This window comes from Legionella donaldsonii, from assembly GCF_900452385.1.
Taxonomy (GTDB): Bacteria; Pseudomonadota; Gammaproteobacteria; order Legionellales; family Legionellaceae; genus Tatlockia; species Tatlockia donaldsonii.
The window spans coordinates 686897-700178 of record NZ_UGOA01000001.1; the positions used below are offsets into that span (position 1 = coordinate 686897).

Here is a 13282-nt window from a genome sequence, read left to right on the forward strand (position 1 = left end):
ACCTATCTGGCACCCTGTGGGTGGGGAGGGACACTTACTAACATTTGTTCATCCCGAAATATTTCAACAAGCCAAGGAAGATATCCAATCACGGTTCTGAGGGAGCAGTATACCAACAACACCCGATGGCGGCACGCTTGCACGCAAAAGGCTATAACCTGGATAGTATTGGGAGCTCACTATCCCTGAGATCAATAAAATCAATTTTATCTAATGATAGTTCACTAACTTCATCAGATTCTTCATCACTAAACGACATCGTTGATTGGCCTGTTTCTAAATTGATTAGTAAAGATAACGTTTCATTATCGTTAGCAACAATGGGTGCATTGATTTCAAGTTTGAGCTGGGAGGTTAATTTTAATAACCTGTCTTTAGCATAGTTTATAAGTAGATCACACATGGCTTCAGAGGAGTCATTAAAAGCCCGCCCTCCTGCAATCAAACAGATTAATTCTGATTTGTTTTCTGTATTCTTTATAAATGATGTAACAAGCTTGTTTAAATCACTCGTTATCTGGGATTGTTTAAAAAAATGAATAAGAAGCGCTGATTTTTCAGTCGGATTAATTAATGCAAATGCAACGCAGGTAAGCAAGCCTGTGGTTAATACATTCTGATAGTCATCATTTGCTTGGAGTATTGCACCTTGACCGGTACCGACTTTATAGGTTTTATCGGAATAATCGAATTGTTGTATTGGAAAATCTTCGCGCGTAAAAAACTGGTACATCTTAAAAGCCTTTCTAAAAGATCGCAACTTTAACAGTGTGATCATTATTTGGCAATTAATGGGTATACGCTCGCGCCCAGCACCAGGGATTTAATGTGTCCTTGGGTTTTCTAATTTTGGTGTGCAGTGATGTAGCCAAACAGGATTGAGCAGCTTAAGTAAGGGGCTAAAAAATTGGTTAATCTTTCAATGTCAGCTCCACTAAATTCTTATAAATCAACAAGTCAAAGTATCTGGGTTCTTTATTTCTAGGCTTCAAAAAAGGCTGCAACAGAGTCTTGTATGGCCATTGTATCGTCAAAGCCCAGCTTGATTAATTCGCGGGTGAATTCTCTTTCGAATAACAGAAAGCTTAGTAAATCACCGGAGTGGCGTTTAGCACCAAGAAAATTAAGCAGTAGGCGTAATAAGAGCGGGATACTGTTGTAATGAGATTGAGCAATAGTAGCTATATCTACACTAGGCCGTAAATGTAAAATCTGAACAGTTCGCCAGGATGCTTGCTGTTTTTTCTCAGGTGGTACCAGACTGGCAATATTGTTCATATGGTTGATTAGCTCAATATCACGATCGAGGTTATCTAAAAACAAGCCATTGATCATCCCCCCTAAAACACGTGAAAAATCTATGTCACCATCCCGTATTTTTTCAGGAGTACCTTTTCTTAATTGCCGATTTCCAATTACTAATATTTTATCTGCTTGGCAATGAATTGCGCCACGTAGAGGAGCCTCTAATCCTAAATGACCATCTCCGTAATGAAAACCATCTATTTTTGAAGGCGGGAAGAACAGAGGCAGTGCTGTCGATGCCAGAAAATATTCCATTTCCAGATTGATCCGTTGACTAATATGCAGGGGATGATCCCAATCTTCAAAATCCTCAGAATGATGTTGATAGAAAGAAATGGTTTTTTGAGTTTCATAACAATTGCTGATGATTTCAAGCGTTTCGATGTGTTTATTTTTAATGGCATTGTTCACGTCCTCGAAGTCGATAACTCTTTTGAGGAAACCGCGCAAAGGTGTTGTATCAAGAATATGTCCTAAAAGGCGTTGTTTAAAAAACATGCTACTCATGTTGCGCATCGCTGTTTTACTGAGTGCATAATTGCTTGTTTTAAAAATTTCCGGACAAGTAATATCACCCCATAATTCACTTAACTTGCTGGCGCTAGCAGAAAAATCCAGCGCATTTTCAGCTAACACAGCAGTATTAATACTGCCGACGCTGGCTCCGGTGAGTATATTAAAAGGAATCTTTTTTGCATTTGTAATGGTACTAATCGCTTTGAGAGCCCCGGCCTGATAGGCTCCTCGAGCTCCACCACCTGCCAGGTAAAGTGCAATTTTAGCCATTTCTTACTGTTTTAGAGGGAGAGGTAAAAAATATAGTCCTGTTGCAAGCTGCTGGCAAGTAATAGCTTAACTTGAGGAAAATTATTTATTCCTACCCCTAATTGCTCCCCCGTTATTAAGTGGGACTAGCGCAGTCCTATTCGTTACGAGGAAATTCTTCTTTGTAAATTAACAATAATTATTTATTGATAAACAATAATTTTGCGCTATAATAGTGCCACCAATTCACTTTAAGGAAACGTTATGAAAAAAATACAACTTACAAGTCACATTCTTGCTCTTTTTTTCAGGATTCTTTGTTGGTTCATCCCTATTGCTACAGTATTCCTGAGTTTGTTCCACATGGAAGACATGCTGCATTGGGGGGCATGGGCTTCAATCATTTCATCAAACCATATCCAGGATCCTTCTAATTATTCTCTAACACACCGATTAGTGATTTTAGCAATTCAATTCTTACCATTATCAATAACAGTCATGATTTGCCACAAGTTGGCTAAACTGTTTGGTCTCTATGAAAAGGGAGATTTATTTGAAGAGGAAAATATTATATTGATTAGAAGTATCAGTATTTTCATGATAGTGGGGGAATTGGTTCAATTAATTTACCAGCCATTAATAACGGTTGCACTAAGTTTCAACAACCCGCCTGGAGAGCGTTTTGCAAGTATTACATTGGGCACAACCAATGTATCTACTTTGATTACAGCCTTTATTATTTTGGTTGCCTCCTGGATTCTCAAAGAAGCCAATCAATTGAAATCCGATTCTCAATTAACTATTTAAGGATATTGCCATGCCGATTATTGTTAATTTGGATGTCATGATGGCAAAACGAAAATGTCGATTAAAAGAGTTGGCGGAAGCCATAGGGATTACTGAGGCCAATTTATCCATTTTAAAGAATGGGAAGGCGAAAGCCGTACGGTTTTCAACGCTTGAGGCTATTTGCGCTTATTTAAACTGCCAACCAGGCGATATTATGGAATATAAAATTGATCCGGATGATTTGCTAAAAAGGGAAATGGATATACCGCTATGAGACGAATGTTTATAGAGTAATGTAGGGTTATACCCATTATTGTCGATCAATTAGGGGTATGTGGTCAGTATGTTGGACTGGTTTCGAGAGTGAGAAAATTAGCTGTTATCAGAAATAAGTACACCTAATGACTATAATAGATAAAAAAGCCCAGCTCAAAGGCAAATAATGATAGGCTCACCAAAGCAAAGTGTTTTTTCCGATTTAACTCAGGATGAGTTACAGGAACTGATTAACGCTGCAGAGTTGATTCATCTTGAAGAAAACAGCCTTTTCATTAAAGAAGGCCTGCAGGAGTCCAGTTTTTATTATCTGGATAAGGGAAAGGTGGCAATAGTAAAAAATTCTGGGATAAAAACGCATATCATCGCTGAATTAGCAGAGGGGGAGAGCATAGGGGAAATGGCTCTTATCGATAGGGAACCCCGTTCTGCTTCAGTGATTACGTTAACCCCCTGTGTCTTATATAAATTTGATTTTGATAAATTAAGCGAAAACCCTCAATTAGCGCCCTTGTTTAATAAAATGGCCAATGCGTTGAATCGTAAAATCGCTCATCGCCTGCGTTATACCAATGAAGTCACTGTAAAGGCACTGCAAAGTAAATACGTCATGAGTATTTTCTTTATTAGGGTACTCATTCTGTTATCTCTCTATGCGTTATCTTTAAATTTAATTGAAAAGAGCGAAGGGTATTTTTCAAGCACTACAATACCGAGCCTGGCAATAATTGTTATTTTTACTCTGGTTGCCTTTTCGGTGGTTAAAAAAAGTGGTAATCCCTATAGTTTTTACGGTATCACTCGAAAGAATGCAGCAAAAAATTTTTTCGAAGGGATATTATTTACTATCCCTATTCTTATGATGATTGTATTCCTTAAGTGGCTCTTGATAACTCATATACCCTCTTTGAGTCAATTTCCTTTATTTGACCATACTGCCCCATTTAAAAATAGAGCAATATTTAACTGGCATTCTTATTTTTTCTTTATGTTTCTATATATAATCTTTTGCCCCGTGCAAGAATTTATTACCAGAGGGTGTATTCAATCGTCATTACAAAATTTACTGGATGGTACGCAAACCTCAATAAAATGGAAGGCTATCATTATTTCTAATCTTCTGTTTGCCAGTGTCCACTCACATACCTCTCTGGGGTTTGCACTCTCTACGTTCATCCCGGGTATTTTTTGGGGATGGCTGTATGCCCGACAGAATTCTTTAATTGGAGTAAGTGTTTCTCACAGTTTAGTGGGTGTATGGGCGGCTTTTATTGTTGGATTTCAAAATCTAATTTAAAGTTTTGTAAATGTGCCTAATAGAACCAAAATTCGAGGGGCTTTAAACAATGCTTTTACAGGGAGTGCATGATGACAAAAGAGCAACTAAATGCTACGGGACGGGGGGATTACCACAGTCTTTATAAGGGACAATCCGTCGACGACTTAATTATCCAATATATGCAGGATAATAATGTACCCGGGATGTCTCTGGCCATTGTCCAGGCACCTTATATCACGCGTGTGGTCGGGTATGGATTGGCTGACCGAGAGACAAAACGACTTGTTGCTTCCAATACTGTGTTTAATGTAGGGCAATTAAGTAACGCCTATACCGCAGTAGCAATACTACAACTTAAAGAAGAAGGTAAGCTTAAACTCGAAGATTCAATGGCGACTTATTTTTCTGATCTGCCTAAAGCGTGGTCCGCGATAACCATTCGTCATTTAATATCGCATAGCTCCGGTTTGCCAAGTTATAGCGACGAATCGTTTGATTTCAGTAAAGACTACTCATGGAAAGATTTTATACAGTTATTAGGTAAGAAGCCTTTGCTATTTTCACCAGGTTCTAAAATGAATCCCAGTGCTACCGACCATTATTTATTAGGGAAGATTATTGAAAAAGCCAGTGGCATTTCTTATCAAGACTATGTGACTAAAAATCAAATCGAGCGCATGGGTCTAAAACATACTTTTTTTGTATCCAATGTGGCTACCCTACAAAATGAAGTTAATAATGGTTCTAAGCCATTTAAGCATCAGCAATTTTTGCAAAATCCTATCCTTGTTAATCCCACTGAACCAGCGAGAGGCTATGTTGACAAGGATGGAGCGCTTGCGCCGAGTGCACAACTAACCTGGTCCGCTACTTACGCAGACAGTGGTATTGTTGCTTCAGCAGAGGATATCAGTCTTTGGGATATAGGACTTGCTGGTGGTATTCTGTTAAAAGACCCAGAAAATAGAAGCTTCATATACAATCCTACCACTTTGGACGATGGCGAACTGATCCCAGGTAACGGCGGCTGGTTTTTCCCAGGCCATAAGGGGTTAATGGAAATTAAAGGCAATATTCCTGGGTATTCTTCTTTTTTAAGCCGATTTACAGATGCTTCTGAGTTAGTTTGTGTAACCCTGTTAGCGAATAAAGGCAATTTGCTGGATTTAGATATCTTAGGGCGAAAAATTGCAGCGGCCTTCGATCCAAAATTGGGTGCTGTACTGCAGGGGGCTGCCTGGTCTGAAACGTTGCAAAGCCCTTATTCAGTGTCTAAAATACTGGAACGGGTAAAGACGATTATTCAGGCTCAAGGCGGTACGATTTTTGCCCACATCTCTCACAGTGCAGAGGCAAAAAAAGTCGGCGAAAAGCTTCCCAACACGGAAGTGTTAATTGTAGGCAATCCTGCGAAAGGTACTTTGCTTATGCAAACGAATCCTGCTTTCGCTTTGGATTTACCGCTTCGCATCATGGCGACAGAAGATAGTTTCGGCCAAGTTTGGTTAAGCTTCACTGAGCCTGTCAGGTTGGCAGAAGAATATAATATCAGTGAAGAAGAGCTACCCAGACTACGCCAACTATCCAGTGCCCTGCGTAAGCTGTGTGAGAAAGCAATTTCGCCATTAACGATGGGATAGCCTACTAGATGCTATTGCAGAGGGAAGAGAGAATGACCGTCGATACGGGGCTCGAATTCTCGTGTACTACTCCGAGTCTCCTTGCGGCCCTCACTCTGCAGGGAGGGCCGAAAACGTCTACTGTCTATTTTAAATTGCTCCACTAAAAAAGCATGAGCGATTTTTTGTGCCCAATAGTCTAACAGCAGCGGGTTGGCGGTGATTCACATTTCATCAGGCCTGTCTCCTCAAAATGATTTTCGCGTGGGAGGCGATTTTTCAGCATAAGGTAGATATGGCGAAGGCCCCAAAAAAAGAGAAACAACACAACAACTGCAAACCCGATAGTCAAGGTAGCATCAACGTAATCATTGAATAGAATTTGGCGCATTTGTGTTAAATTTTTTGCTGGTGCAAGAACGATTTCTCTCTCTATGGCTTGTTGGTATTGGTTAGCGTGAGCCAGGAAACCAAGTTTAGGATTAATTGAAAATGCTTTTTGCCAACTGGCAGTCAGTGTGCAACTGAGTAGCCAAACTGTGGGTGCCAGGGTTACTGCGATAAAGCACTCCTGTTTTCTTTTTACCAGGACTACTGTTGCGAGAATTAATGCGATTGAAGCAAGCATTTGATTGGCTATGCCAAATAAAGGCCATAAGCTATTAATACCTCCCAGGGGATCGATAACGCCTTGATACAGAAAATATCCCCACATACCGACGCAAATTCCTGTAGCCAATACATTTGCTGGCCATGACCCGGTATGTCGCATGTTGGGGAAAAAGGTACCTAACAAATCCTGGAGCATGAAACGGCCTGCTCGTGTTCCTGCATCCACGGCAGTTAAAATAAATAAAGCTTCAAACAAGATGGCAAAATGATACCAAAATGCGAGCATGGCCTTGTTTTCAAAGAGTTGAGAGAAAATTTGTGCAATCCCAATGGCTAAGGTTGGTGCTCCTCCTGTACGAGATAAGATAGTTTGCTCACCAATTGTTTCTGCCGTCGTTGTTAACATGTCGGGAGTTAAAGTAAATCCCCATTGTGAAATGGTTTCTGCGGCTTGTTGGGCTGTTGTTCCAATTAAAGCCGGAGGGCTATTGATTGCAAAATAAACACCGGGCTCTAAACAGCATGCAGTAATCAGTGCCATGATTGCAACGAAGGATTCCATGAGCATACCACCATAGCCAATAAATCGCGCATCAGTTTCATTGGCTATCATTTTGGGCGTAGTGCCCGAGGCAATTAAAGAATGAAAGCCCGATATTGCTCCACAAGCAATAGTGATAAACAAAAAGGGAAATAAGCCTCCTGCCCATACTGGTCCTGTGCCATTGATAAAAGGAGTCCAGGCAGGCATTTTGAGCGTAGGGGCTACGAGCAGAATAGCCAAGGCTAAGGCCAACATCGTACCAATTTTCAAGAAGGTGGATAAATAATCTCTCGGTGCTAGAAGAAGCCATACCGGCAACACGGCAGCTACAAAACCATAGCCTGTTAACAACCATACCAGCTCTTCAGCGCTGGCGGTAAAACAAGGTGCCCACAGAGCACTTTCACTGACCTGGCGTCCCAACATAATTGCCAGAAAAAGTAATAAAAATCCTATGACGGAAACCTCAGTCACACGCCCCGGACGTAAATAGCGCAAATAAATTCCCATAAACAGACCAATGGGTACTGTTGCTGCTACTGTAAACAAACTCCACGGACTATTAGTGAGTGCTTTCACAACAATCAGGGCAAGAACAGCTAAAATGATTACCATGATCATAAACGTCGCACACTGTGCAACAACACCAGGTAACCAGCCCAACTCTGTACGAATTAACGTTCCTAGCGAGCGGCCGTCACGGCGCATGGAAATCACTAAAATAAAGAAGTCTTGTACCGCGCCAGCTAAGACGACACCAACTAAAATCCACAATAGGCCAGGTGCATAGCCCATTTGGGCTGCCAAGACAGGTCCAACTAAAGGGCCCGCTCCAGCAATGGCAGCAAAATGATGACCAAAGAGGACAAAGCGGTTGGTTGGAACATAATCCAGACCATCATTATGGCGTACCGCCGGGGTAGGCGCATTTGCATCAAGTAAAAGCACACTATTGGCGAGAAAGCGACTGTAGTAGCGATAACCGATAAAGAAAATCATACATGCTGCAGCAACAAGCCAGGGGGCCTGTATGGTTTCCCCATGGGATAGGGCCAATGCAGCAAAAGCGCAGGTTGCAAAAACTGTTAAAGTACAGCCAATAATCCACAACAACATGCGTTTCATCCTGATGTCCTTAAATAAATTCAGAGCTCCGCTTTTTTATCATATTTCTTGTACTTAAAAAACTGTCACCAAGCGACTATTACAAGATGCCAATGTATTTGCGAAGGTCGATTAGTAGGGTGTGCTGAAATTCTGTTAATTTCACAGCATGTTTGGAGGCTTAAAACCGCCCGGAAGGAATGAGCCGGGCCTACCAAGAATGGGAGTCACAAAAATTGTAATCTTACTTCAATAAGTGTGCCGATAATTTTATCTATTTTTTCTTTTATTTTAGTCAGTTTCATATTGCCGTCCGCCTGATCTTGTTTGATATACAATTCCGATTTTTCTATAAATAATCTATTAAATATCAAATTGTTATCTTTCTTAATAAGGACAAAATCCCTATCGCGCGGTTTTTTGTCTGGATCAAAGATTAGGATAGAATTCTCTGGGAAAAGAGGCTCCATGGTGTTGCTTTCCATCAGTAAAGCAAATGAATGCTCACCTGCTTCTTTGTCCAGAATTATTTGTTTTGCGGATGTTCTCTCAATGTGTGGCCAATGGCACACCATTGCCCAGCTAATAACTGGAATGGTTGCAATATTCAAACTTTTTTTAATTGAATCAGGTATGCTTTGATCCAAAGGCAATAAGCCAGTTAATTGAGGGATTGAGACAGAGAAAAAATTTGCGAGTCGTTCCAGTACCCCTCGCCTTGGTTTTTTAGTAGTACCATTGAGTAAATGATGTAGGGTTGGTTGTGGAATCTGTGTTTGTCTGGCCAATTCACTTAATGATAATTCCCCATGCAGTGTCAGTAAATGTCTTAAATTGCTACTTATCGTTGTACTGTCGGCCATAAAGCTCTCCATCTTCTGATAAATATATTTATTCATAAAAGATTGACAAAAGCAAAAAAAGATCATTAAATGAATAAATATGAATAATAAATTAATAAAAATATGACCATTGCGAATAAATTATTAATGGGATGAAATTATCCGTAGGTGAAACAATTCGATTGAATCCTAAGTGGTTTATCCCAAACAGGCTGGATGAACTAAGGAAACAGTGTATCAAACAAAAGGAGGAAAAATGACAGATAGCAAAGAACGCGTTTTTGCTTATACGTTGGCAAAAACAATCGATAATGATGAATTGGCAAACGTATCTGGAGGATATGCAGCAACGTTTACTCATTCAGAAACGGTGAAAGGCACAGGAGGAAGCGGGCAAGGGGTAGATGCCTGGTATGATCAAAGCATTGACTGGTAGTTAGGTTAGAGGCCCCATTTAAGGGGGCTCTATGTCAACGAGGCTCTAGGCTGCTGTGAGAAAAATAATGAAATTCCTAATTCCTACAGAACCAGATGACACGCATGCTATTCTAGTAAAACTAGCCTTAGAAAAAATGGGGCATCACGTCAGACTTTTATTTACAGCTGACCACCCAAGCAAACAAAAAAATTCCCTGTTTATTGATAGGGATGGTTATCAATGGAAAAGCACTGATAAATACAGCAGTATTTTAGATAATGATTACGATGTTCTCTGGTGGCGGCGCGCACGAAAACCCTACGTTGCAAAGAATGTAACCCATCCGGAAGATTATAAATTTATTAGTAGAGAAAACCACTTATTCTATGAATCATTAACTTTCTGTATGGCTCCGGGGGCCTGGTGGGTTAATTCAAAAGAAGCAGCGAGTAGAGCCAATTCAAAGCTTCTACAACTAAAGACTGCCAATCAATGCGAGATGATTATTCCTACCACACTTTGTTCAAATGACCCCAAGGATATCCGATATTTTCTATTAAAACATGAAGAGGAAGGGGTAGTTTATAAACCCCTTTGCGCAAATTTTTGGTTTGAAGAAAATAAAATTAAAATTGCTTACACAAGCAAAATTAGTTTTTTGGATCTGCCGCACAATAAATTATTACAACTTGTACCGGGGATATTTCAGAAAGAAGTTAAGAAAGACTATGAGTTAAGGGTTACTTGTTTTGGTGATTATATCGTTGCGGCAAAATTAAACTCTCAACTTCATCCCGAGGGGAAGATCGATTGGCGAGCAATTCCTGAAGGAAAAATGAGCATAGAACCTTATAAATTGCCTGATGAGTTAGAGAATAAAATACGTCAATTTATGCAAAAAATAGGAATAGTGTTTGGTGCATTTGACTTTATTGTTACTCCGAAAGGAGATTATGTATTTCTTGAAGTCAATGAGCAAGGCCAATTTCTATGGCTAGAAGAATATAGCTCGCATTTTCCTATGTTGGATATCTTTACTAATTTCCTTATCAATAAGTCCAGGACATTTAGATGGAATCCAAAAAAATTTAATCATGTAATTAATGATTATAGAAAGGAAATGAAAGACATAGTCACTCAAAATGTGCAGCGCCACGTCGATTTAAATTGCAAAAGTATGCATAACGAATAAGGTAAGAATAATGAAAAGGGTATTCATATTAACATTAACTCTTCTATGTTCATTTACCATTGAAGCAAACAACATAGTCGATATTTATGGACTTGACGAAAAGCAATCAGAGAAAATAATAAAGAAATATGCAAATAGAGTGGCCATTATTGAGGGCTTATTGCTGCATAGAAGGCGTGAAAAAAACAATGACAGTAACTTGGATAACCTGCTTTTCAAAAAGAGAGCATTGTTAAATGAAATCAAGAATGAAGGTCGGTTTTTGTATGTGGATTTTAATACGATTTTTTATCCTGGAAATAAAAATCAATATACTACGATAGAAGTCGTTCAAAAAGATCAACCTGAAAGGCTACGGTATATAAATACAGAGTATGCAAAAAACTATAAATTAAAAGATGATTTAATTAATGAAATGATTACTTTTAGTAATCTTGAGTTTGAATTAATGATTAACAATCAATTAAATCTAAAAGAGAGTTCCTGTCCTGTTTATCATTGTATCAGTGGATTTCACCATCCTAAATTAAAGCCTTATTTAAAAATTTTTAATACAGGCGCTATTAAAGAAAAAACATTCATTATTAAAACATTAAATGATGATCCTGATCCATCGAGACGCGCCGCAGCTGCTTTTTTGCTGGGGCATTTTAAGGATCCCCATGAGATTATTTCCCTTTTAATGCTGCATGTTAATGATAGAGATAGTGGTGTTCGAAATAATGTAATGAGGGTTATTGCAGCGACAATGTTTAGAGCAAAAATAGACCATATTGATGTTCTACCTTTTTTAGATTTATTAGCCTCTCCCGAAACGACAGATAGAAATAAGGCTCTTGGTATACTTGCTAAAGCAGCGGACTCTCAAGATGAAAAAAAAATTATTATTCAAAAGGGAGGTGAAAATCTGTTGGCCATCTTGAAACTTAAGCAGCCCAATAACCATGATATAGCTTACCTTATTCTAAAGAAAATAAGTGGAAAAGATTTTGGTGATACTAATCTAGCTGCTTGGAAAAAATGGTTGGAATCAGCTCAAATTGGATTGGCCTAAATGATTTATTTTAATTGGATTTAAAACAATGATTTTATATAACAATAAGGAATAAAAATGGAAGATATGAAAAAGCGGGTTTTAGCTTATGGATTAGCTGTTGAGATTAGCAATGAAGAGCTTGAAAGCGTATCCGGCGGTTCTAATTTTGGCAGCAGGCAAAATACGTTAGAAATATCTGGTTGTTATCCAGACCCTTGCGATATTAGCACGGATCATATTCCAGATTAGATTAACTATCATTTGTAATCTTTTTACGGAAATAAGCAATATTGAAAAGTCTACTATAGGGAAATTGAATGAATTTATTAATCGCCACAGAACCAGATGATGCGCACGCGATTATAACCAAATTAGCACTTGAGCAAAAAGGTTATGCCTGTACACTTTGGTATACAGCTGATATGCCTTCAAGACAAGCCAACAGTATTTATATTAATAATGGTGGTCTTGAGTGGATCCCAGAATCGGGAATAAGTGATGAATTATGTCATTTGGAAACTAATCCCTTTGATATAGTGTGGTGGCGTAGAGCAAGACTTCCCTATATCCCTGATTCAATCCAGGTAGAAGATCGCAAATGCGCGCGTAAAGAAAACATCGCGTTTTTCGAATCCTTATCGACGATAATTGCACCAGGTGCTTTTTGGATTAATCCTCTTGATACGCAAAGACGAGCAAACTCAAAAGCCAGTCAATTAAAAATAGCTTCACAGTGTGGATTCAAAATTCCAATCACCTTAATGTCAAATTCCCCTTCACATATAAAAGGATTCACCAAGAAATACCAAAATAGGGGAGTGATTTATAAATCTTTTCTACCTAATTACTGGAAAAACGAAAATGGTGTAAGGGCAATGTATACTGCAAGCGTTCATGAAAGCCAATTTCCTGACGATGAGTTATTGCAACTAGTACCTGGCATTTTCCAGGTAGAAATAAAAAAGAAATATGAATTAAGAGTGACTTGTTTTGGTGAAAAAGTAGTTGCAGTAAAAATAGACTCCCAAAAGCATGAAAAGGGGAGAATTGATTGGCGCAGGATTGCTAATCAGGAGTTGAAGATTAAACCCTATATTCTTGATCAAAATACTATGCATAAAATTAAAAGATTTATGAAATGCCTGGGAATAGTTTTTGGATGTTTTGATTTTATAGTATCGACAGATAATGAACTCTATTTTTTAGAAATAAATGAGCAAGGACAATTTCTCTGGATAGAAGAAGTTAATCCGGAAATAAACATGTTAGAAACATGGATTCAATTTTTGACGGAAGAGCCCCCCTTCTGTCTATATAGAAATAGGCCGGAACAACTGTCGACAAAGCAATTTATTAGTCAAGTGAATAAAATTAAAAAGGAAAAAATCCAAAGGCACATTTATTTAAATGAAATTACGTAGAAAGACTAATCCATTTATGAAGTCATATGAACACTAAATTTGATGCGTCAATCACTAATTTATCTTTGAATGATTAGCTA

Annotated in this window: 13 protein-coding genes; 9 read left to right on the plus strand and 4 right to left on the minus strand. The window is 38.7% G+C overall.

Features of this window, described 5'->3' with window-relative positions:
• Positions 1–151 precede the first annotated feature (151 nt).
• On the minus strand, positions 152–733 hold the full coding sequence (locus DYC89_RS03260; protein ID WP_115220476.1) for a hypothetical protein: 582 nt from the start codon (positions 731–733) through the stop codon (positions 152–154).
• A gap of 248 nt (positions 734–981) precedes the next feature.
• Positions 982–2091, minus strand: a complete 1110-nt coding sequence (locus DYC89_RS03265; protein ID WP_115220477.1) for a patatin-like phospholipase family protein — start codon at positions 2089–2091, stop codon at positions 982–984.
• A gap of 243 nt (positions 2092–2334) precedes the next feature.
• On the opposite strand from DYC89_RS03265, the gene DYC89_RS03270 reads away from it, so the two are divergent.
• The 4 genes from DYC89_RS03270 (at position 2335) to DYC89_RS03285 (ending at position 6054) form a co-directional block, all read left to right on the plus strand.
• Entirely contained in the window at positions 2335–2877 is a 543-nt protein-coding gene (locus DYC89_RS03270; protein ID WP_115220478.1) for a DUF2975 domain-containing protein, read from the plus strand.
• 10 nt (positions 2878–2887) lie between these two features.
• Positions 2888–3133: a helix-turn-helix domain-containing protein gene (locus tag DYC89_RS03275; RefSeq protein WP_115220479.1), complete on the plus strand. Its 246-nt coding sequence runs from the start codon at positions 2888–2890 to the stop codon at positions 3131–3133.
• A 168-nt stretch (positions 3134–3301) separates the two neighbouring features.
• On the plus strand, positions 3302–4432 hold the full coding sequence (locus DYC89_RS03280) for a cyclic nucleotide-binding domain-containing protein (RefSeq protein WP_115220480.1): 1131 nt from the start codon (positions 3302–3304) through the stop codon (positions 4430–4432).
• A gap of 68 nt (positions 4433–4500) precedes the next feature.
• Positions 4501–6054, plus strand: coding sequence for a serine hydrolase (locus tag DYC89_RS03285; protein ID WP_245953937.1), 1554 nt, complete (start codon positions 4501–4503; stop codon positions 6052–6054).
• A gap of 178 nt (positions 6055–6232) precedes the next feature.
• Here DYC89_RS03285 and DYC89_RS03290 read toward each other — a convergent pair whose 3' ends face one another.
• Together DYC89_RS03290 and DYC89_RS03295 are read right to left on the minus strand one after the other, a co-directional pair.
• A complete protein-coding gene (locus DYC89_RS03290) occupies positions 6233–8314 on the minus strand; it encodes a carbon starvation CstA family protein (protein WP_115220482.1) in 2082 nt (693 codons plus the stop codon).
• Between the two features lie 206 nt (positions 8315–8520).
• Positions 8521–9156, minus strand: a complete 636-nt coding sequence (locus tag DYC89_RS03295) for a helix-turn-helix domain-containing protein (RefSeq protein WP_115220483.1) — start codon at positions 9154–9156, stop codon at positions 8521–8523.
• A gap of 235 nt (positions 9157–9391) precedes the next feature.
• Between DYC89_RS03295 and DYC89_RS03300 the strand changes: the two genes are divergently transcribed.
• The 5 genes from DYC89_RS03300 (at position 9392) to DYC89_RS03315 (ending at position 13202) form a co-directional block, all read left to right on the plus strand.
• Positions 9392–9571 carry a bacteriocin gene (locus tag DYC89_RS03300; protein WP_058446803.1) on the plus strand — a complete coding sequence of 60 codons (180 nt, stop codon included), beginning with the start codon at positions 9392–9394 and terminating at the stop codon, positions 9569–9571.
• Between the two features lie 67 nt (positions 9572–9638).
• Positions 9639–10745 (plus strand): hypothetical protein, encoded by a 1107-nt coding sequence (locus DYC89_RS03305; protein ID WP_115220484.1) that lies wholly within the window; start codon positions 9639–9641, stop codon positions 10743–10745.
• A gap of 10 nt (positions 10746–10755) precedes the next feature.
• Positions 10756–11799, plus strand: coding sequence for a HEAT repeat domain-containing protein (locus DYC89_RS03310; protein WP_115220485.1), 1044 nt, complete (start codon positions 10756–10758; stop codon positions 11797–11799).
• 57 nt (positions 11800–11856) lie between these two features.
• Positions 11857–12030 carry a hypothetical protein gene (locus DYC89_RS16440; protein ID WP_181879309.1) on the plus strand — a complete coding sequence of 58 codons (174 nt, stop codon included), beginning with the start codon at positions 11857–11859 and terminating at the stop codon, positions 12028–12030.
• Between the two features lie 68 nt (positions 12031–12098).
• Entirely contained in the window at positions 12099–13202 is a 1104-nt protein-coding gene (locus tag DYC89_RS03315; RefSeq protein ID WP_115220486.1) for a hypothetical protein, read from the plus strand.
• Positions 13203–13282: the final 80 nt, after the last annotated feature.

What these genes read in the sequence shown, in the direction of transcription:
- DYC89_RS03260 (WP_115220476.1), bottom strand. Translation starts at nt 733, where the DNA reads ATGTACCAGTTTTTTACGCGCGAAGATTTTCCAATACAACAATTCGAT.
- DYC89_RS03265 (WP_115220477.1), bottom strand. Translation starts at nt 2,091, where the DNA reads ATGGCTAAAATTGCACTTTACCTGGCAGGTGGTGGAGCTCGAGGAGCC.
- DYC89_RS03270 (WP_115220478.1), top strand. Translation starts at nt 2,335, where the DNA reads ATGAAAAAAATACAACTTACAAGTCACATTCTTGCTCTTTTTTTCAGG.
- DYC89_RS03275 (WP_115220479.1), top strand. Translation starts at nt 2,888, where the DNA reads ATGCCGATTATTGTTAATTTGGATGTCATGATGGCAAAACGAAAATGT.
- DYC89_RS03280 (WP_115220480.1), top strand. Translation starts at nt 3,302, where the DNA reads ATGATAGGCTCACCAAAGCAAAGTGTTTTTTCCGATTTAACTCAGGAT.
- DYC89_RS03285 (WP_245953937.1), top strand. Translation starts at nt 4,501, where the DNA reads ATGATGACAAAAGAGCAACTAAATGCTACGGGACGGGGGGATTACCAC.
- DYC89_RS03290 (WP_115220482.1), bottom strand. Translation starts at nt 8,314, where the DNA reads ATGAAACGCATGTTGTTGTGGATTATTGGCTGTACTTTAACAGTTTTT.
- DYC89_RS03295 (WP_115220483.1), bottom strand. Translation starts at nt 9,156, where the DNA reads ATGGCCGACAGTACAACGATAAGTAGCAATTTAAGACATTTACTGACA.
- DYC89_RS03300 (WP_058446803.1), top strand. Translation starts at nt 9,392, where the DNA reads ATGACAGATAGCAAAGAACGCGTTTTTGCTTATACGTTGGCAAAAACA.
- DYC89_RS03305 (WP_115220484.1), top strand. Translation starts at nt 9,639, where the DNA reads ATGAAATTCCTAATTCCTACAGAACCAGATGACACGCATGCTATTCTA.
- DYC89_RS03310 (WP_115220485.1), top strand. Translation starts at nt 10,756, where the DNA reads ATGAAAAGGGTATTCATATTAACATTAACTCTTCTATGTTCATTTACC.
- DYC89_RS16440 (WP_181879309.1), top strand. Translation starts at nt 11,857, where the DNA reads ATGGAAGATATGAAAAAGCGGGTTTTAGCTTATGGATTAGCTGTTGAG.
- DYC89_RS03315 (WP_115220486.1), top strand. Translation starts at nt 12,099, where the DNA reads ATGAATTTATTAATCGCCACAGAACCAGATGATGCGCACGCGATTATA.